This window comes from Larkinella ripae (assembly GCF_054780775.1).
Genome location: NZ_BAAGVR010000001.1, coordinates 356691 through 376263 on the forward strand (window position 1 = coordinate 356691; position 19573 = coordinate 376263).

14 protein-coding genes and 1 pseudogene are annotated in these 19573 nt (G+C 46.7%); 5 read left to right on the plus strand and 10 right to left on the minus strand.

Annotation, left to right across the window (positions count from 1 at the left end; genetic code table 11):
* The first annotated feature begins 70 nt into the window (after positions 1-70).
* Positions 71-892, plus strand: a complete 822-nt coding sequence (locus ACYVHX_RS01575; RefSeq protein WP_460669834.1) for a glycosyltransferase family 61 protein — start codon at positions 71-73, stop codon at positions 890-892.
* A 12-nt stretch (positions 893-904) separates the two neighbouring features.
* On the opposite strand, the gene ACYVHX_RS01580 is transcribed toward ACYVHX_RS01575, so the two are convergent.
* Positions 905-2269 carry a hypothetical protein gene (locus ACYVHX_RS01580; protein ID WP_460669835.1) on the minus strand — a complete coding sequence of 455 codons (1365 nt, stop codon included), beginning with the start codon at positions 2267-2269 and terminating at the stop codon, positions 905-907.
* A 725-nt stretch (positions 2270-2994) separates the two neighbouring features.
* Between ACYVHX_RS01580 and ACYVHX_RS01585 the strand changes: the two genes are divergently transcribed.
* Positions 2995-4593 carry a PQQ-binding-like beta-propeller repeat protein gene (locus tag ACYVHX_RS01585; protein WP_460669836.1) on the plus strand — a complete coding sequence of 533 codons (1599 nt, stop codon included), beginning with the start codon at positions 2995-2997 and terminating at the stop codon, positions 4591-4593.
* A gap of 14 nt (positions 4594-4607) precedes the next feature.
* Here the strand turns inward: ACYVHX_RS01585 and ACYVHX_RS01590 are convergent, their stop codons facing one another.
* The 3 genes from ACYVHX_RS01590 to ACYVHX_RS01600 all read right to left on the minus strand — a co-directional run bounded on the left by ACYVHX_RS01590 (position 4608) and on the right by ACYVHX_RS01600 (position 8111).
* Positions 4608-6056, minus strand: coding sequence for a right-handed parallel beta-helix repeat-containing protein (locus tag ACYVHX_RS01590; protein WP_460669837.1), 1449 nt, complete (start codon positions 6054-6056; stop codon positions 4608-4610).
* A gap of 306 nt (positions 6057-6362) precedes the next feature.
* Positions 6363-7259 carry a glycosyltransferase family protein gene (locus ACYVHX_RS01595; protein ID WP_460669838.1) on the minus strand — a complete coding sequence of 299 codons (897 nt, stop codon included), beginning with the start codon at positions 7257-7259 and terminating at the stop codon, positions 6363-6365.
* 39 nt (positions 7260-7298) lie between these two features.
* Positions 7299-8111 carry a WecB/TagA/CpsF family glycosyltransferase gene (locus ACYVHX_RS01600; protein ID WP_460669839.1) on the minus strand — a complete coding sequence of 271 codons (813 nt, stop codon included), beginning with the start codon at positions 8109-8111 and terminating at the stop codon, positions 7299-7301.
* A gap of 544 nt (positions 8112-8655) precedes the next feature.
* Here ACYVHX_RS01600 and ACYVHX_RS01605 point away from each other — a divergent pair.
* The 3 genes and pseudogenes from ACYVHX_RS01605 to ACYVHX_RS01615 all read left to right on the plus strand — a co-directional run bounded on the left by ACYVHX_RS01605 (position 8656) and on the right by ACYVHX_RS01615 (position 10286).
* Entirely contained in the window at positions 8656-9558 is a 903-nt protein-coding gene (locus ACYVHX_RS01605) for a response regulator (protein WP_460669840.1), read from the plus strand.
* 167 nt (positions 9559-9725) lie between these two features.
* Positions 9726-9900: pseudogene (locus ACYVHX_RS01610) on the plus strand (integrase core domain-containing protein); the annotation flags it as partial.
* An 89-nt stretch (positions 9901-9989) separates the two neighbouring features.
* Complete coding sequence (locus ACYVHX_RS01615; protein ID WP_460669841.1) at positions 9990-10286, plus strand: hypothetical protein; 297 nt, start codon at positions 9990-9992, stop codon at positions 10284-10286.
* 52 nt (positions 10287-10338) lie between these two features.
* Here the strand turns inward: ACYVHX_RS01615 and ACYVHX_RS01620 are convergent, their stop codons facing one another.
* The 6 genes from ACYVHX_RS01620 to ACYVHX_RS01645 form a co-directional block, all read right to left on the minus strand.
* Positions 10339-10686 (minus strand): LytTR family DNA-binding domain-containing protein, encoded by a 348-nt coding sequence (locus ACYVHX_RS01620; RefSeq protein WP_460669842.1) that lies wholly within the window; start codon positions 10684-10686, stop codon positions 10339-10341.
* A gap of 3 nt (positions 10687-10689) precedes the next feature.
* Complete coding sequence (locus tag ACYVHX_RS01625; RefSeq protein ID WP_460669843.1) at positions 10690-11940, minus strand: site-specific integrase; 1251 nt, start codon at positions 11938-11940, stop codon at positions 10690-10692.
* Between the two features lie 119 nt (positions 11941-12059).
* Positions 12060-13532: a hypothetical protein gene (locus ACYVHX_RS01630; RefSeq protein WP_460669844.1), complete on the minus strand. Its 1473-nt coding sequence runs from the start codon at positions 13530-13532 to the stop codon at positions 12060-12062.
* Positions 13533-13638: 106 nt separating this feature from the next.
* Positions 13639-14376 carry a hypothetical protein gene (locus ACYVHX_RS01635; RefSeq protein WP_460669845.1) on the minus strand — a complete coding sequence of 246 codons (738 nt, stop codon included), beginning with the start codon at positions 14374-14376 and terminating at the stop codon, positions 13639-13641.
* A 209-nt stretch (positions 14377-14585) separates the two neighbouring features.
* Positions 14586-14804, minus strand: a complete 219-nt coding sequence (locus tag ACYVHX_RS01640; protein WP_460669846.1) for a helix-turn-helix domain-containing protein — start codon at positions 14802-14804, stop codon at positions 14586-14588.
* 536 nt (positions 14805-15340) lie between these two features.
* Positions 15341-19462 (minus strand): helix-turn-helix transcriptional regulator, encoded by a 4122-nt coding sequence (locus tag ACYVHX_RS01645; RefSeq protein ID WP_460669847.1) that lies wholly within the window; start codon positions 19460-19462, stop codon positions 15341-15343.
* Between the last annotated feature and the right edge of the window lie 111 nt (positions 19463-19573).

Consider the following 19573-nt stretch of genomic DNA (forward strand, 5'->3'; position numbering starts at 1 on the left):
GAAATATGAAAACCGGACCATTCCGGCTGAACAGTTACGATGTGGCAGTATCCGAATTGGCAAAACTGTCTTGAATACTGATTTCGGCAACCAATCCTTTTTAAATGACTTGTTTCGCCTGAAAAAACGCCCGGTTTTCCAGGCTGAAACCCTCGTTGCACCCTGGAGTCATTACTGGGGCGGCTACTACGATTTGCTGGTTTCCATTGGCCCTAAATTATGCCGGATTGAACAGGCTTTACCGGACAAAACGTTCAATGAAGCCTTGATCTCCTATCCATTGCTCAATACGCCCTTTGAGCTTGAACTTCTGCAACTTCTTGGCTACAAACTATCGTCGATTCTTGATAGCCGGATTCATTCCGTAAAATTTAATACGGTCCTTACCGGCAATAGTTCGGACTGGTTTTACCCGCATTCTGACGACATCATGCGGTTTAAAAACCGGATCGAAAACCGTATACCCCTTATCCCCGCCGAACCTAAACGCATTTATATCCGCCGGGCAGGACGGCGTCGGGTTCTAAACGAAGAACAATTGATTACTCTGCTACTGAAATACGATTTTGAAATCATTGAAGATCAGCCCGGAACCATTGCGGATCAGGTTGCGCTTTACCACAATGCTTCTTTCATCATCGGACCACACGGAGCTTCCTTTGCCAATATTCTCTGGTGCAAACCCGGCACGCGTCTTCTGGAACTGTTTTCCAAGCATTACGTTCCGGACTACTACCGGTATCTGGCCCAGTTACTGGATCTCGACTATTTTGCGTATGCCCACGACCCGGTCGCGGGTCGTGGGCACCGGCATGTCAACGAAGACATAACGGTTTCGATTGTCGAAATTGAAAAAGCTTTGGACCTGATTCTGGAGAAAAGTTCTGTGTGAGCCTGTTCCGCTTTATTTTACACTCCAGATAATTTTAATGTTATCCGTACCAGCGGGTGGAGCCGTGCTATATACGACGACAATATTTGTTTTATCTACCATCCGGTATTGAATTTCGGAAGCATCCACACTTCCGGATTCGGCGCTGAAAAAAACCGGTATGTCGTCCAGACCGTGGGGAATTACAAACTGGGTTTTGACCCCATCGCCCGAAAATTGCTTGGTTCCACTGGTATTCGATACCGCCATCCGCGCTGAACCCGAACCGACGTTGAGCGGGTTCCCATTTCGGTCATAGTTATTGTACAATTTATGAGGTATCGTGTTGTATTCGCCCGTCAGATCGCCGCTTATTTTATCCAGAATATTGTTTATGAAAACGTTATTCTTCGCCATTGAACCGTCCGCCCAAAGGAGTTTCCAGAGCGAAGTACTGGTGGCTTTAATCGTGTTACAGGTAAAGCGGTTTTGCGGCCCCGCTACTTTAAAGGCAATGTCCTTTTTCCCCAGAATAAACGTATTCCCTTCAAACAAGCCTTCTTTCGTATCCTTACCAATGATTACCTCTCCGCTGATATTCAGATAATTATTAATAAACTGCGTTGAGCCTGCTCCCGTTAGCTCAAGCCGCGAATTGACAAGTCCGACGGTTTGATTGCCAGAAATGAAATAGCCCGAACCGGTTCCAAAATCGCCGTCGTTATACTGGTCCGTACTGCTCCAGTTGGCTACAAACAGCGAGCCATTAAACGTGCCCTCGAACCGGTTGTTCGTGAGCCGGGAATTCCGGAGCGCACCGGCATACTCAATGCCGTAGGTGGGGCAGTTTTTCAGGTAGTTCTGGTCCGTTTCAACCAGGTCAAAAGTGCCGGAAATACTGATTCCGTAATCGCAGCTTTCGAGAGTATTCCGGTTGGCTTTGATGTTCTTGGCCGTATACTGGCCGTTATTGTTCTGATTCAGGATTTCGAACCCCATCCGGGCGCCCGTCACCGAATTGTTTTCAAACGTTATGGTATTGGCCGACTTGCCCGCGCTCACCTTGATGAAAGCAAAGTTTACTTTGGCGGTTTTTGAGGTGTGCACACTACGGCAATTGCGGATGATAATATTTTGCGTATTCGGCCCGTCGATGGTAATAGGACCGTAGCTGCCATTTACGGTTTTGTTTGAGGTCAAAGCCCAGCTCAACCCATCGATCAGGATGTTTTCCAGACGGCTTTCGTTCCAGACGTGATTTAAGGAAATATAATCGCCGGGCAACTTAATTGTTGCCTTTCCCGGATGGGCGCGAATGGTGATGTTGCTCCGCAGATTTACCTTCGTAAGCTGGGTATAAGTTCCGTCCGCAATAAACAGGTCACTTACGGTATTCACGGCCGTCTGAAGTTCAGGGCCAATGTCATTGTCGTCGGGTCGGATATCAAACCAAACGGCAAGGGCCGGGCCGGAAAATTCGCGCTGAAAGTAAAAGCCTTCCGGCCCCGGTAGAACAATCGCCCCAAAACCAGGTGTTGAAGGTGCCACCGTACCCGGCTTTTTTACCCAATCGTTTCCATCATACCATACCTTCGAATCGCTGATTAAGACAAAAACGGCTGGTTTGTTCAGGATTCGAATTGATGCACAAGTCGGCCGGAAATTCAAAAAACAAGCGCCGAATAAACCACATACTACCAAGCTCCATTTCATAATTCAGCACAAATTAAGTTTTATTTTCTCTTCATTTTAGGGGTAATTAGACCGCTTTCAAAACATCTATATTTTTGAAAAAGCCTTATAGCTGATCGGAAGACAAGAATTGATAGACAAATTGTTTATTCATTCGATTATATAATCCAGCAAAACGCTATCCAGAATGCGGTTCTATTCGTAAATCGGCTGATTTACCAGACTAATTTATTTTCTGGTATCATAACGGCTAGAGTATTTTTTAGCGCTAATCCTTCTATCGTATTGATTATTAGCGAATAAAAATCCATTTAATATCTCTCCCTAATCGAGGTAGGACTTCCTACCTTTTCAAATCTGGATTTGGTACGCTTGTTGACCTTAATACAATGCCTGCCTGAATTGGGCCATTTACCTCGTGATTTTCCCCAATGAATGCTTTTTTTTACACCCGACGGATTCCCCTTTTGATTGCAGTTTTACTGGAATTAACCAGTTTGCCGTTATGGTCCCAAACTGTAAGCTCCATCTGGCAAAAGACCCTGGGTGGTCGGCGATACGAAAATATCTACGCAACGGTTGAAACCGATGGTGGCGGTTCGGCGATTGCCGGCGTTACTTTTTCTATTGACAAGCAAATCAGCACTTGTCAGAGCAGCGCCGATTTCTGGGTAGTCCGGTTTGATGAAAACGGAGGTGTGCGCTGGCAACAAACGCTGGGAGGCAGCCAAGACGAGCATGCCCGCGCGCTGGTTTACACGCCCGATGGCGGTTTTGGGGTTGCGGGCTTTACGTATTCCAACGACGGACAGGTAACCGGCAATCATGGAAAGGCAGACTTCTGGGTTGTTAAACTCAATTCGACTGGCGAAATGAGCTGGCAACGTACCTTGGGCGGCACTAAAAACGATCTGGCCTCCGTCCTGACTTCCGCCGCTGACGGAGGATTTTTGGTAGCCGGCTCCTCTGAATCCAACGACGGACAGGTGACAGGTAATCACGGGAACACCGATGGATGGGTAGTGCGATTGAACCGGGACGGTGAAATCGTGTGGCAACAATCGCTGGGTGGGAGTGGCAAAGAGACGATTACGGCGCTGGCTCCAACTGCCGACGGCGGTTTTTTGCTGGCCGGTTCCACCGAATCCAACGACGGTCAAGTCAGTGGCAATCACGGAAAAGCGGATTATTGGATCATCAAAATCGATCAAACGGGCCGGCTGCTCTGGCAACGGACGCTGGGTGGCAGTGACGATGATCTGGCAACGGCTTTGGCTTCCACACCCGATGGCGGCTATGTTGTTGCGGGAAACACCCGCTCCGTCGATGGGCAGGTAACGGCCCTTCATGGCCAGCGGGATTACTGGGTAGTCCGTCTCGACGAATTGGGGCAACTGATCTGGCAACAATCGTTGGGCGGTAGTCAGGACGACTTTGCGACGGCGATAACGCCCACGCCGGATAACAGTTTTCTGGTAGCGGGTTATAGCCATTCTAGTGACAATCAAGTAATTGGGAGCCGCGGCCGGGAAGACGGCTGGCTGGTAAAGCTCGATAAAACCGGGCGGATGGTCTGGCAACAGCCTGTTGGCGGGCAATGGGAAGACCGAATTTATAGCCTGATGCCGACAGCGAACGGCGACATTCTGGCCGCCGGTTACACCCGATCCAATAGTCTGACGACCGGCACCATCCACGGCTTGGCCGATGGATGGTTGATGAAATTATCCCTTCCGGACAACGAAAAACTCCTGATCAAGTCGGCCGAAAAGAATGTCTGGCGGGTTATCCTGTTGGAAAACCCGGTGCAGGACGGGCGGATTTCGGTAGAAGTGCGCGGTGTATATGGTCAACAGATGCATCTACAAGTGACTGATCCGCAAGGTTATCTTGTCGCTGAACGCCGAATTACTCTGATGCGGGAGGTGGAATGGCACCGGTTTGAAGTAAAAAACCGCCCACCCGGCCTGTTCCTCTTGCGGGCAAGCAGTCCCGAACGGGTGCAGACGCTGAAAATTTTGTCTCAATAAGGAAAGAACGGTTGTTATGGAATCAGATTACCTGCTTCGTCGTAGTTCATACTTGCTTTATAACTTCCGCCCAGCATCGCTTCGTGATAGAGCCCACCGCTCCCTTTCCGTAGTTTATTGTTAGAAAGTGTGTTGTTCGTTGCTTTACTACCGTAAGCCATGAAAGTGGCGCGATTGGCGGGAGAACCCTGATTTGATATCGTATTGTTCGTGAAGGTGTTATCCGGAGAGTTGTCACAAATCACAGCTTTATCGGCCAGACTTTCGATCACATTATCGGTAAATATCCCTCCTTTGGTGGAATGGGCCAGTTCCAGCATGCCGGTCATTGAAAAGTTGTTTTTCGTAAACGACACGGCTCCGGCATTAAAAAGCTGGACACCGCCTTTGCACATCCCAACCGTAACATTGCCTGAAATCAGCATACCGCCCGTGATCGTTCCGTTGCCCCCTCCATCATTGGAACCCTCCAGAAATTTGTCGAACGTACCTTCAAATTTATTGTTCGTAATGCGGGTATTCCGGGCGGCACCGGCAATTTCAATACCGTATAAACTACAATCTTTCAAGTAGTTACTATCAACGATAAGACTATCTAAAGGTCCGGACAGCGAAATTCCGAATTCACAATTATGAAAATAATTATTAGTAACCACAATGTTCTTTCCGGCGTAGCTATTGTAATTGTCGTGATTAAAAATTTCACAACCCATCCGTTTCGCCTGTACTGAATTGTTTTTAACCGTGATCGCATTCGCAGTTTTTCCCGCCTGAATTTTTAACGTCAACCAGTTCGTATTGGCCTTTGCGGTTTGGTCATTACTGCTGCAATTCTGAATCAGCAAGTTGTCAACCGAAGGGCCATCAATGGTGATAGGTCCGTACGTTGCGTCCTGACTCGACGTCACACTCCACGACAACCCATCGAGGACAATGTTTTTTAACGATAGTGCTCGATCTTCGCCATTCACTAATGACACATAACTTTTGGGGAGATTGATCATTACCTTACCGGCGTTTCCTTTAATATGCAGATCACTCCTGATTTTTACCTCTGTCAATTGGGTATACGTACCATCTGGAATCGACAACTTATTTTCGGAATCAACGGCCAGTTGCAGTTCCGGCCCGATGTCGTTATCGGTAGTTTCTACCCCAAACCAGGCAACGTTAGCGTCTCCGGTAAATTCTCGTTTATACCTTTTCCCGTTGGCAGTCACCAAAATAACGCCCATATTATCCGCACGGGTGCTAGTTTGATCGAATTTAAATAAACCCGCTTTACCAGCGTCAATTATATATATCGCACCGGGAATAGAAGTCGTATTTATCGCGCGTGTCTCCGCAATTGTTAAGGTATCCGTATCCATCAACCGAACTTCCGAAGGAAGATCAGAATCTTTGCATTTAATCAGAAAAAGCGTACATATTATCAGGCATCCTATACGGATCAGGTCATTCATGCAGTGTGTGTTAATAAGTTAAAGTGTTATAGGAAGCTTTCCATCTGCATCGAATCAGATGACTGATTGGTTATATACCTAAGTTCGTCCGCCATACTGATTGTTCTATCGGCCTTATCAATCTGATCGTGCAATCTAAGGCATGACAGAACTATGATTATGCTAATTATGATGAAAACACTCATAAGCGCCAAGAATATAAACAGAGTCGGGTTATTTGAATACGGGATGGCTACCAGATCAAAGGAAAAATAGTCTTTCATAAAGCCAGGATTTATCAGGTTGATGAATGAAGCGTACTTACTATTATCGTAAACCAGCATACGTTTTTAATTTATTAAAAACCCGGACGACAACACTGTAACGCTGCGCCGTTTTTCGATGGTAATACTCAGTAATTCTAACCGGATTGGAGAGTTTAAACACGCGCTGCTCGCCAGTATCCAGGGCGGTTTTGTACCGGTTAAAAATGTTAGTATGGGTAGCATCCTCTCCAAAACCAATATTCTGAACTTTCGATACAGTTGGATAAATCGTTAAGCCGTCCGCCTTGAACTGGGCGTAACAAAACCGGATGCACCATGCGTCGCTTTTCCCTTCCATCTGGTCTTGTAGCATGCGAACCAGATCGGCACCACCCTGCGCAAACGCATCTTTACGCGCCTTATTGGCCATAAAATCGGCATGATCAGCCACCGACCAGTCAACGGTTTTCCAGCGGTTGGCCCAGGTTGCCCAGCCCCACGGACTGTGCCGGGCGATGCAATACGAATCCGGTCCATAGTCGGCCGGGCGGGCAAAGGGGAATGTGTACCCTGCAACGGAATAAACTTTCGGATTGTTGGCGTATTGCTGGAGCGACTGGTTCATAAAGTCCAGAAAGTTGGGGGCCGTAATCAGGTCATCTTCCACGATAATGGCTGAAGGATGGCGTTCCAGTACGTAGGAAATGCCCTGAATTACCGAGTCGGCACAACCAATATTGGTTTGGGCGTATTGGCGGTAGACCGTTCGAAAACCGCTTACCTCGTCCAGGAGTTGCTTTACCTTGGCAACTTTGGGGACATCTTCGGGTCGTTTTGCAGCATCCACAAAAATGTATAAATCGCTATTAGAAGCTAAATGATTCTTCTGTAAAGCGGTAAGCGTCAATTCGAGTTCTTTGGGTCGCTTGAAGGCAAATAAAACAATAGGAGCGTTCATGGGATGGACAGCTTGAAATGATTGGATACGAAGATGATTTCAGAAACTTTGCTTTTTTTGGGCAGACTGGAGGACCTGAGCCGCCAGATACCAGATATAGCGGGAATTGACAGTCAGGTAGCGTTTTAACAGTCGCCGGGGTTCCTGCCCCAACCGGTAGACCCATTCCATACCGGCCGTTCGAACCCAGAGCGGAGCTCGGCTGATCGAACCGGCCAGAAGCGGCAGGGCGGCACCAATTCCCAGCATAACCGCCGGAATTCGGCCCTGCATCCGGGCCATCCAAAGCTCCTGCTTTGGGCATCCCAGGGCCACGAAAACCAGGCCCGCTCCCGAAGTGCTAATCCGATCGGCACTTTCCTGTTCCTCCTGGGGTGTTAGCGATCGAAACGGTGGCGATTCGGTGCCGGCAATGATCAGACCCGGAAACTGCTGGCGGCATTTTTTTGCCGTTTGCTCCAGTACTTCGGGGGTCGATCCATAGAAGAACACCGACAGATTTTCTTCAGCGGCCCGCTGAAGAAGAGAAGGCATCAAGTCCATACCTGCTATCCGCTCCTGCTCGATGTGATGCAAGCCCCGCAGAGCCCAGATGAGCGGTACGCCATCGACGGCTACCCACGCGGAGTCATTTACCGCCTGTGCAATTTTGTGATTTCGCCTGGCTTCCACGATCATGTGGGCATTAGCAAAACAGATGCGTTTTGATTGTCTCCGGCAGGCTGCCTCAATGATTACTTCCTGAAAATGAGCATAATCACCAATGGAAAGATCAAGACTAATTACCCGGGCTCGTCGAATTTCCTCCGTGTGATAGCCCGGGTTCTGGTGTGCAGAAGTATAATTTACCATAAACTTCAATCAGTTAACAGATTGAATTAAAATGTTACGATGATGAAGTTACCACAAGAAATCCTACTGAGAATGAGGGTCTTTTTTGCACATTAAATTGCCTAGATGTGTTTGTTTGACTATTAAAAGCAGGGCTCTTACATCGCTGTCTGGTAATCCATTGAAACGAAGGGTGAAAGAGACTTTGAAGCCATTTACCCTGAAAATAAATAGGGTTCAAAAACCGGATTCGTCTCCAATCAGCCGATTCTAACCTGACTATTAACTGCGTACGTATAGAGATACAGTACACGTAAAAAGCCTTGTTCGTTTATTATATAGTATAACTGTAGGTTAGGCAGATAACCACTCAATAAACACTTACTATAATTCAATCTTTAGCAATAAAAAGACAATTTTTTGCTTTTATACGGATATCCATTCAGAATTATCTACCTAATTAATAGGCAGTTATCAAATCTAACAATCCGTATCTATCGTATATGTTTACGTTGATAAAATTGAAGTTAGGGTGCTATTCTACCTAACCGCATTACCAGATCGAATGCACCCAGTTTGTAATGCTCTGTTCAACGTTGTAGGACTAACCATGATGACTTTCTTGAGAACCGCTTTCTTTTCAATTCCCGATGAAAAGTCGGCAAACTGGTCCGTAATCCGGCGAGATGTTAGGACCACGAGTACTTTATCGCCCGATATTACAAGCTTGATCTATCTGGAAGCAGAGGCTAACTATACCTGGCAATATTGGCTCGGCGGACACCGTACTCTTACCTCTAGAACATTGAAGTACCACCAGGATCGGTTACCGGCACAACAGTTTGTCCGGCTCAATCGAATGCAATTAATTAATCATCGATTTATCGAGCGGATCGAACGCATCAGCAGCGGTTATAAAATTTTTTTATCCACAGGAAAATCTTTCATGGTTTCCCGTCGGCGGTGGCAAAACGTCAGGCAAAATCTGTTGGAACGCTGGAATGAAAATCTCTTTTGCAACAACGAACGGGATAGTATTCTTTTGATAGAGGATAATGAAGATCAGCAGATCCTCATGAAATATTTGCTTAAGAAACAGCTTCAGGAAGTAATAACGGTTGGAGCAAATACATCTGGACAGGCTTTAGATTACCTGGAAAAGTGCCGAGTTGGAAAACAAGATTTCCCCAAATTAATTCTATTAGATCTTCACCTTCCTAAACGGGAAGATGGGTGGGAATTGCTGCGGCATTTGCGAAATCATTCATCGTATAAACACATTCCTGTGGTGATTGTTAGTTATTCAAGAGATCTAAGAGATGTGGAAGAATCTTACTATTGGGGCGCCAGTTCCTATTTAGTTAAACCAGTATTTGGTGAGGATTGGTCAGACCATATAAAATCTGTATGGCACCAATGGAAAAATATTACCTATCAGGCTCAAAATGAGAACAGCTATTTGGGGTAATTACCAAATCGGTCCAAATATCAAATTGAGCCCTGTAGTTACTCTTTTTCAGTTGTTGCCTAACATGTAAGCTTCTCCAAAAGTGATCGGTCGGAAAATGGAGCCTTTCCATTATCTTTTGACAAAGGGGAAGAAAAATGGAAGCAAACCGCTCCTTCGGCCTGGCAGAATTCATTAGTACATTATTAACGGAATGGTGTGAGATGAAAAAAAACAGGTTAAACTGGATTCAACCGGAAAAACCCACCGCAGCAGCGGCCGCTCAAAATGCGTTTATAGAGCGGTTCAACGCGGGGATACCCGTGCGGGACTTTTCGCCGAGAAGTATTGAACGCTTATTTGTCGCTTTGGCGATCCGATTCGTAACTTAGCTTGAGTTTGGTTGATAGTTAAAGGCTGGCTATAAAATTATAATTAGAAAGGCTCCCATCATGCGCTTGGCTTTATGCTACCAATTGAGTCTAAACAAGTGGGATAGGCTTATCCAAAATAGGGTACACACGCATATCTATCAGTCCCGCAGCTATGAAAACTGGTATCTGGTTCTTCCCGCCAACCGGGAGGATGACTTTTCTCAAGTTCCGGCACAGACCCAAGCAGAACTCGGGGAGCTAGTAAAAATTCAGTCGGCGGAGGTAGGTCCGGGATCTTTAGGCATTGATCTGCTGCAGGCCAAAACGGATTTTAACGTTCTGGGTTATCACATCGCTAAAACGATGGCAGAATAGTCCGCAGCTTGAGGAGGTGGATATGTATTGTTCTGAGCCGGAGCCAGGCTTACTAAAGTTGGATGGTAAACCGGCGGGCTATCGGAATCTCTTCACCCGTCGTCAGTAAGATAAACCTGCCCTGCTTTTGAGTCTTACGAATCTGATCGACATACGCAGGATTAACCAGGTGCGACTTATGCACCCGCCAGAAGCCCGGCAGTCGCTGACTTACTTTCAGTAATGTAACCGCAATCAGATACTCCTGCCCCATCTGGGTATGAATCCGGCTGTAATTGCCCTCGCCCTGGATCCGAACGATCTGATTGATCGGCACCCAATCCGTGTGGGCGCCAATCGTCAGCGTCAGGGCACCCGGCCGGTTTTGACCGGGTGTCTGTTGGTTTTGGAATGTACCCATTTCCTATGCGATTCGGGCGTATACCTCACGGACGGCGGCTTCTACCTGGACATCCGCATAAAAGTTGATCATCGTATCGGTCGAGTGCCCCATCAACCGGCTGGCCGCTTTGCTCGACAGACCGGACCGATTGCGCCAGTAGTGGGCAAAGGTTTTGCGGGCCACGTAGGAGGTCAAATGCTTGGTGATCCCGGCCAACTGAGCGACGCTTCGAATGTAAATGTTTAAATCGTTGTTATCAATTTTTTTGGGCATTCCAGATACCCCACCGTACAGAGTTAGCAGCCGCTGGGCCTCCAGTGATAACGGTACAGCGAATGACACCTTACTTTTCTGTCGGGCACCAATCAGCCACTTTTCATCCGGATTGACTTTATAGCGAATATCGCGCGGCAAATCCAGATCTCTTAGGGGCTTTATCCAGTCGTCCTGCATGCGCAGGTAATCACAGTAGGACATCCCCGTCTCACACAGAAACAAAAAGACATCCGCAGCCTTTCGAGTCTTTTCGTCAGTGATTGAAGCGCTGCGAAACCGATCCAGTTCATCATCGGTCAGGTAAGTCTTATTAGGCTTCCAATCGCTGGCATCAACCTTGTAGACCCTGATGGGATTTTGCTGAACGTAATCCCGGCGTTGGGCAAAATCCATCACATTCACCAGAAACATAACCTGCTGTTTAAGCGTCAGTACCGCCATGCCCTTGCGGTTTCCACGCTGGGTAATGTAGCGATCTCGGAAGTATTCTTCCATGTCCTCCACAAAAGCGTTATTGACTTCGTGCAGGGTCAGGTTGTTGCGTTTGAGAATTAGCTCGACGTAATGCGTCAGGTTGTTGAAGCGGGCTTTGTAATGCTGAAAGGTTACTTTCGTAATCCGGCGTCCTACTTTTTTTTCAAGCGCCTCCAGCATTTCCTGGGCAACAATGAGTAAGAAACGGGCTGGTTTGTTCGTATTCAGCAGATCGTTCAACAGCATTGTACCAGTGGCGGGAATGTTTAACTGTTCATAGCGGGCATTCATCTGGCCAATGTGTTCTTCCAGTTTGCGAATCCGTTGAGTGACCTCGGCCGGAGCAGAACCAGCATCCCAATTGTCCGCCGAACAGTAGACGCCTGTTCGGGCATCATTAGATCGCACCCCGTTGGCGATAATATAAAACATCACCGGGGCCTGGCCGAAATGAGTGCCCTTACGCTTGGCAACCCGCTGGCGACGGAGCCAAAAATTAACTTTAACATCATTGAGGACCATAATGCCCTCCTTTCTGAATGGGCATCGGCCCTGTTTTACTGTTTTTCACGATGATTGATTGTTTAGAATGGAAGGGATAAACGACTGCCATCGAAAAGTGGATTTCAAGCGCCGTCCCATCAGGCCGCCTGCCCGCGAGGCTGCAGCGGGGCTGCGTTGCTGGCGATGGTAAACTCGTGACTGTTAACAATGGCGTAAACCTTTTCCAGGATACCCAGACGTTCACACAACTCCAGGTAACTTTCATCCTTGGCCTTGTGATGAGCCGTCACGCTGATGCCGTAGAGGTAGTATAGTCGGTTGTAAATGAAGGCGTACACCTGGTCCTGAAACTCGCCGGTTTTACGGCAGCGGCTGTTAACGATCTGTCGTATACGTGAGCGCATGGTCTGCTGCGGTGGCTGCTGTCCGCCCGTCGACAGACCCAGCGTCTGCAGGGCTGATTGCTGGCCGATGGCCACGATCTGGCTGACGGTGGTTGTTGTCTCCGTTAGACGCTGCTCCTGATCGACCAACAGCTGCGCCTGCTGTAACAGGAGTTGAGCCATCTGCAACATCAGGGTGGCAGCTGAGGGAAGTTGAGTGGATTCGGTAGGCAAAGTGCTGTCCAGATCGGATCGCGGCTCCGCAGCGGTATCGCTGGGTTGATCCGTCTGGTGAACAACCTCCTGTTGTTGCGGCAAAGAATCGTCACCTGCCGGGGCATCTTCCCGGTTTGATTCATCAACCTCACCGGTCTGGTGTTCGATGGGTGGGGATGACGCTTCAGACGTGGGGTTATTGTCAAACAATTTAACCTGAGCACTCGGTGATCCACTGGTGTCCGGATCAGGCTGCACAGCGGGCTTCAGGCCAATGAAATCGGCTAAACTGCCCTTGGTCGACAGGCGCTGTTTGGCCAACTCTTTCCGGAATCCAATCAGGTACTGACTGATGTGCTGGCCTTTGCCTTTCGCTTCGTTCTCCGCAATGGCAATGGCCGCATCGATACTGACAATATAGCCCGTGGTTCCCCGGCGGTGGCCCGCTGTGGGTGGCTCGTTGTATTCCACGTAATGCTTGCCCAGCACAAAGCCCAGCTTGTTGATGTGGTACAGAAACCACTGCGGCATACGCGTCTCCGTTTGGGGATTCCAGAGTTTAAACAGATCCAGCACGTTGACCGCGGCCCGGCCTTCGATTTGCAGAACCGGCACAATAGCCGCTGAAGCCCTGGAGATCGCCGGCGCCGGGCTGGGGTCAGTTAGATTAGGTAGTTCGGCCTTAAACTCCGCCAGATGATCCGGAAGCTGAAAGCCTTGCTGTTTTAACGCATCCATCAGGGCGTAAATAACCTGCTGCTGTTCCCGCAACGCTTTAAACCGGCCAATGCCCAGCAGTTGAATCAGCGCTGGAAAAGTTACGATGTGTTTTTTGGTCTGCCCTTCTTTGTGAAGCTGGTAATGCTGGCCTTCCACCAGTTCCAACTCTTGGATACGGCTGCTGACCCAGTGGCGGTACAGTTCAAAGGAGACGCCGATGGTCGGCAGATAGACTCTCAGATTAACGGCGGCTTGCTGACCGTCCTGTAAAACATAAGCGGGTAAGTTCATGGTGTTGAACCGGTTTTGGAGGCTGAGAAGAAAAACAGAAAAGTAGGGGCCCGGCCGGTGATGGGGCCGGGAGTAATGAGAATCCAATAGCGAAAGGGGTTACGATTTATTCGTAGAAGGTATCCGGCAGAATACGGTTAAAATCGTAAGGCCGGTTATCATCGTACTGGTCTTCGGGCCGTAGGATTTGCCGCTGCTCTTTTTCATCGACCGGTGGCCAGGTGCCGCCTGTGTAATAGGGATTGTTGGCGGCGATGTAGGAAAACTCCCCCGTGGGTGAGATACGGATGTGATCGATCAGTTTCAGGTACAGATCCGGAGCGGCATACCGCTCAAACTCTTTAGGCATATCCCAGGAGGCCGAGTCGACACTGTCATCGATCGGCGTGTGATCGTTGTCGGCGTGGGCTGAAATGACAATCATCGCATCAGCCCCCAGATACTGGTTCCAGCGGTAGGCTTCCACCACCGGGGAGTCCGCAATGTCATTGTAGGACCAGCCGACGAATTTGATGCCCAGCAGCTTTCCCTGACACATCAAGAGCAGAAACAGCTGACATTCGTAGTTTCCACCCGGAATGGGGTAGCTGCCCTCGTAGATTGGCCGGAAAAGCCGGATTACATCGTTAGGGCAGGTGATGGCCAGGGGCGGTTGCTGGTGCCGGGGGCACTCGTACTGAATGTGGTAGGAAAGCACCGTTTTGAGTGCTACAATCGGTCCCTGCCGGTCAAACAGTTCGTCGACGGTTTGCAGGGCGCCACGGCTTTGGCCGCAGGCAGAGTTAGGTTGCCCGGCATCGGTTGCAATGCTGGCTGAGGAACTGTACTTTTGTTCCGTGTTCATTTGATCGATCAGGTTAATTGTGGCACATGACCCCTTCGCTAAAGTTGTCCAGACGTGAGCGTTGGGGTTTTTTGTTGGGTGTTGGCTTCAATCGTACAGTCCAGCGGGCAACCTCATCGGTACTATACCGCCTTTTCTGATCTCTGCCGATTCCTTATTTCAAAAGTAACAAAAGTATCAATATATTCAAACTTTTTGGGTAAAAAAAATTACTTAGTTTTAAATGCTAAGTTAATAGTTAGATCAGCGCCTAGTGCATCAGCGATACGCTGCAAAGTATCAACTGTAAAATTACTCCTGCCCTTTTCATATGAGACAACTGAAGACTTCTTAATCCCCAATTTTTCACCCAATTCTGTTTGGGTCATATTTCTCTGTTTCCGGAGTTGTTTTATTAATTGACCGATCTCTTCGGGCGTCTGCGGCATCTGGCTAATCATTTTGCATTAAAGATAAGTGGTGAGGACTAAATCTATGCAAATGGGGCCAAAAACAACGGAAGGGTTGATTCAATGGTCATAGTTGTGAGTGATCGGCTACTATTTCCCACCATAAACTTCCTTAAATTTCATCGGTCAACTTTTTGATCTTCTGCAGCGCCATTTCCATCAGATTCTGTCCGTGTTTTCGATGAGTTGTTGCTGCCCCTGTATAAGCATATTGTAGTCGCTGTTGGTAAGTGAGGAAAATAGACGAACTTAGTTAGATGATATAACCCGTTGGGCTGCTGCTGTCTAGCAAACTATGGGGAGAATGGTCCTCAATAAAGCCTTAGTAATGTGTGACTGCATGTTGGTTAATTTATAGGTGATTTTAATAGATTCTAATAGCACGTACTGTAAATCGATCTATTTAAAATTTCGTATGAATGGTAACACCCGGGTCAACTTTCGATAGGTAACTCCGGGTGTTAAAGTTTGAATTAGTTTATATAAGATATTCACTTTACAAAATCATATCATTATTACCTTAAGCGACGATTAACTCTTGCTTCAAGGTCTTCACGCTGCGCTTCCCTTTCATATTCGTTGGCCATCGAATTAAGAATTGTTGAAGCCACAAAAGGGTGAGAAAATTCCAAGGCTTTAGCCCATTTTCGATACATCGAAGATATACTACGCTCCTGATCTCCGCCCTCTCCACGCCAGTGAGTGCCACGAGAATTGTAAAGACCAAGGGTGATTCCCCGTGAGATATCTTCAGATTGTATTTGCTCCAAAACCTGACGTACTGGTTCGCAAGGCCAAACACCATCTGCTCCTTTTGGCGACTCTGCAAATAATTTACCTAAAGAGCGATCTCCCGTTTCCTGACGACCAAGTTCAGCGCAAGATTTACGAACAATATTAACCCAACCCAAGAGTTGATCTTCATCAATATCGCCCTGTTTGTTTCGACCTGGTATGCGTTGTAATCCTTCAATAAGTTTATAAGCAATTCCCGCTCGATTTTCAATATACTCGGATTTCTCCAGTTGCAATTCTTCAGGGTCTGTACCGCCATCTGCACGCTTATAAAGCCATGCAACTACTTGAGCAAAAAATTCAGGATTTTTATCAATATATGTTTCAAGGTTAGGGATTCCGTGATTTGTTCTATCGCCCCAATAGCGTGCTAGAACATCAATGTAAGAAAGTTCCAGACCTGCCATTTGCTCAATTGAGAAAGAATCGCTTGCATCCAGTAGCTCAAATGCTTTTTTTACATCCCAAGATTCAAACTTAAAATAATCATCAAGTTCATCTTTGACAGTTACGAGACCTTCCATTAATTTAAATAACAAAGCTGGCCTAAGTTTTTCAATCGATAAGCGAACGCAACTGAAAGCCGCATGGGGTCGTTTGGCAGACAGAAGCTGGTTTACTATTTCGTTCAGTTCATCTTTGTTTTGGCCTTCCCAATTTGGCTGGACCGTTGCCCAATACTCTTTTTCATGCGTCTCACCCATTTCTTTAATTAGAGACCATGTAGCTGTTCGAAAAGGTGCTAATTCGAGAAGTCTTGTTAATTTCTCTGAAGGCAGAAGGCCTCCTATCGTTTTTAACAGTTCATTTCTTTTCGAATCATCCTGTATTGCCCAAATAGATCCTTTAATAAGGTTTCTGTATATCCATGAATCTGACTTTTCTCCTGACTTGAATAACGTCAAAATAAAAGGTGTGACCTCATCATCAGGGAGTATTTTGGAAACCAATAGCGCTCCAATTTGAAGAGAAGTTTCTCCCATTTCTGCCAGCCTTAAAACCCCTGTAATCCCTTGCTCACTTATAATCTCCTGGAGCGCATCAACTCTCATTTTCGTTATGCGCTCCTCTCGCTTATAAATATCTAGATCATCATTGTGCATTTCATCGAAGGACTCTTCTATCCATTGTTTGCGGAATAACCATTCATGTTTGTTCACAATATCACTTGGCTCCAAGGCGGCAAAAGCAGCTTTGGCAGCATCTGGCTTCCGTCCTTTCACGTTCCTATTCTGAATAACTCCTCTCTTTGATATAGTGCTCACACGAACCTTTTCTCGCACCCATGCCTTGTCTAGATCGTTGGCTGTATCGGCCCACTTCGTCACAATATTCCACACATCTTTTTGGAGATTATCGTCTAAAGAATGAAGTCGTTCAATGAGATCACCAATTGCTGATTTATCATACTCCTCCCAACTTAAAGCCATTTTGACTACTTCAATAACGAATTCTTCCATCTCCCCAACCGTCACCGGATCGCCATGTCCTTGGGCATCGTTCCGCCAGTGAGGTTTATGGTTATAGGTGCCCATGCGGTGAATTTGTCCGAACTGTTCCATGCATATTGCCCATGCGATTTTTGGGTAATGCTTTGCAAGCGATTTTAGAGCATTTATTCGGTCCCTTATACTTGCAGCGGTCTGTGGCATCCAGCAGCGAAAGATGGCATTGAGCGATGAAATCGGTTTGTTAATTAAATTATCTTCAATTTTGATTTCGGCAAGCTTCGCCAATATTAAAACTGCCCTTAAAAGAGTTTTTGGAGACCATGCCAGATTCTCCAAAGCCCAAAGCAAGCCTGTCCGAGAACTCCCACCGAAGATACCTATGCCAGCGGGACGCATAAGATTCAAACTGGCTGGCGCAGCAGTTTTTAGATCTTTCTCCAGTATTCTTAGGAATTCGTCAGGTGCAACTTCAGCATACGTTGGCAAATCGCGGTCATGCATTTCCAAAGTTCGAGTTGTCAGCGGATCGCCAAGCAATTCTCTAATCAATCGAACAGCCATGGCTTCAACATTAACCCCTAATTTTTTATAAAATAACTCATTCCCATGCACTGCCAATAATACAAGCGTTTCACAAATACCTTTACGCAGAGCACCAGTAATTTGACGAGTCTTGCCATAAAATCCAGCTAGCCATCGCTTATCTTCTGGGAGTTCTAGAATTGGATCTTCTTCTGCAATAACATACTTAGCTACCTCAAAATACGTTTCTAACTCCTTGCGAGTGATTGTACCACTGAGAGCAAATAGAAGATCAATTTTAGAGATTACGCCACGATATTCGCCTATCGACCATACCGGAGCATCATTAAGTTGGGTGAATTCCTGAAGCTTTTTTTCCAGGTTTTCGAAAGGGGTATTGTCAGCGAAAGAGGATAATATAATTTGATCCCACGGATTAGTCGAACTCCAAGCTCCTGCTAATAGGAATGGGGTCAAATCTGCTGCTTTCTCATTGCTAACTGCCCACTCTGGTTTTTTTATTGCCGGTATATCTGAAAGCTGTCTACGTAGAACGGTGAGGGACCGACCTGATTTGCGATCAAGCCTATCAATCTCATCTCGTTTATAACCCGCATTCTCAAGTGCAGAGCTAAAAGCTTCATAATTTAACGGCTCCAGTAAAATGTGAGGTTCAGCACTGATCGCATTTCTCGGGTAAACAATTATTGTATGAATAGAGCGACTATAAGGCCCAAGCTCCCGTTCAACATCTCGCGAAGTAGTTACAGCAATAAAGTTTGAAGAACCGGCAGCGATCTTAGGCAATACATTAGGTCTGTCGAAAACGATAACGCGATCTCGAAACGATGCTAGTTCTTCATCAGATCCACTAAATAATACAGCTAGGAAAGCAACAGCTTCTTCGGTTGAATCGGCTGCAATAATAATCGGCTGCTCTGCTGGCTTCGATAAGTAGGCGGAAATCATATCCTTGCTGCTTAGCACGGTGGTTGTAAATAAATCACCTGTTAAAGGTGGATTAGCAACCCCAGACCAGTCAAGCCAGCATTTATCCAACGATCGTGTTCCATCAGAAGCACGCTGCGTTTCACTAGAAAACCAAGTTTGGCCGGCTACTGATTGTTCCAACCACTGTTCCAGATCACTTGCGTCATAGGCACGAACATCTTTCCAATTGCCTTCCGATTTACGTTCGTTCGCCCACTTTGTTTTCCCTAGCCAATGACGTGGTGTGATAAAAATGAACGTTATACTGGCCCTGCTTGATTTATTGACAGCATTAACGCTTTTTGCATAATCCTTATCCGCTTTTTCTTTAGGATTTTGGTTACAGCCAAACTCCCACCCAGACTGCCCTTCTGGAATCCATGGTGTTCCTTCGTTAGCTTCTATCCAGCCGTCCCAGCCTGGCCGTTCAGCATCGTTATTTCCTGGGAAATCAACTTTAGTTAGACTAACTCCTGTAGAATTAACAAGAATGCGTAGAAAGACAGATAAACGTGAACGCGCACCAATACTGGAAGCCCATGTCTCGATTTCATTGGCAATAATATTAAGAAATGGAGGCACATAGGCTTTTGTATTTGAAGGTGATCCCTTCGCTTTTGCTTGTAGCGCATCAAATAAAGCCTGAAGCTCATGAAGCTTTTGCGTAGGTATACCAAAAGCTCGCTCAATTCGAGACGCCATCTCTGGCGACAAGGAGGCATTACCGTTCAAAAAATTTGAAAAGGCTGGTCTGCCAATACCCAATATTTTTGCCGCTTCTGTTACCGACATCTTTTTGGGCAGTAGAACCTTTTCTCGAACATATCCACCTGGTGTTTGATTGTTGGCTGCACTACCGCTAATTGTTCTTAATTTCATTTTTTAGTTTTGTATTGTGTAGCGTTATACAATACAAAACTATTGAATGTAATTGACAAATAAAGTACTAAGTTTATTAAACATTTATTTATAGCAGTAATATATATGACA

Coding starts and splice junctions, on each gene's coding strand:
- ACYVHX_RS01585 (WP_460669836.1), top strand. CDS start 2,995: ATGAATGCTTTTTTTTACACCCGACGGATTCCCCTTTTGATTGCAGTT.
- ACYVHX_RS01590 (WP_460669837.1), bottom strand. CDS start 6,056: ATGAATGACCTGATCCGTATAGGATGCCTGATAATATGTACGCTTTTT.
- ACYVHX_RS01595 (WP_460669838.1), bottom strand. CDS start 7,259: ATGAACGCTCCTATTGTTTTATTTGCCTTCAAGCGACCCAAAGAACTC.
- ACYVHX_RS01600 (WP_460669839.1), bottom strand. CDS start 8,111: ATGGTAAATTATACTTCTGCACACCAGAACCCGGGCTATCACACGGAG.
- ACYVHX_RS01605 (WP_460669840.1), top strand. CDS start 8,656: ATGCACCCAGTTTGTAATGCTCTGTTCAACGTTGTAGGACTAACCATG.
- ACYVHX_RS01615 (WP_460669841.1), top strand. CDS start 9,990: ATGCGCTTGGCTTTATGCTACCAATTGAGTCTAAACAAGTGGGATAGG.
- ACYVHX_RS01620 (WP_460669842.1), bottom strand. CDS start 10,686: ATGGGTACATTCCAAAACCAACAGACACCCGGTCAAAACCGGCCGGGT.
- ACYVHX_RS01625 (WP_460669843.1), bottom strand. CDS start 11,940: ATGGTCCTCAATGATGTTAAAGTTAATTTTTGGCTCCGTCGCCAGCGG.
- ACYVHX_RS01630 (WP_460669844.1), bottom strand. CDS start 13,532: ATGAACTTACCCGCTTATGTTTTACAGGACGGTCAGCAAGCCGCCGTT.
- ACYVHX_RS01635 (WP_460669845.1), bottom strand. CDS start 14,376: ATGAACACGGAACAAAAGTACAGTTCCTCAGCCAGCATTGCAACCGAT.
- ACYVHX_RS01640 (WP_460669846.1), bottom strand. CDS start 14,804: ATGCCGCAGACGCCCGAAGAGATCGGTCAATTAATAAAACAACTCCGG.
- ACYVHX_RS01645 (WP_460669847.1), bottom strand. CDS start 19,462: ATGAAATTAAGAACAATTAGCGGTAGTGCAGCCAACAATCAAACACCA.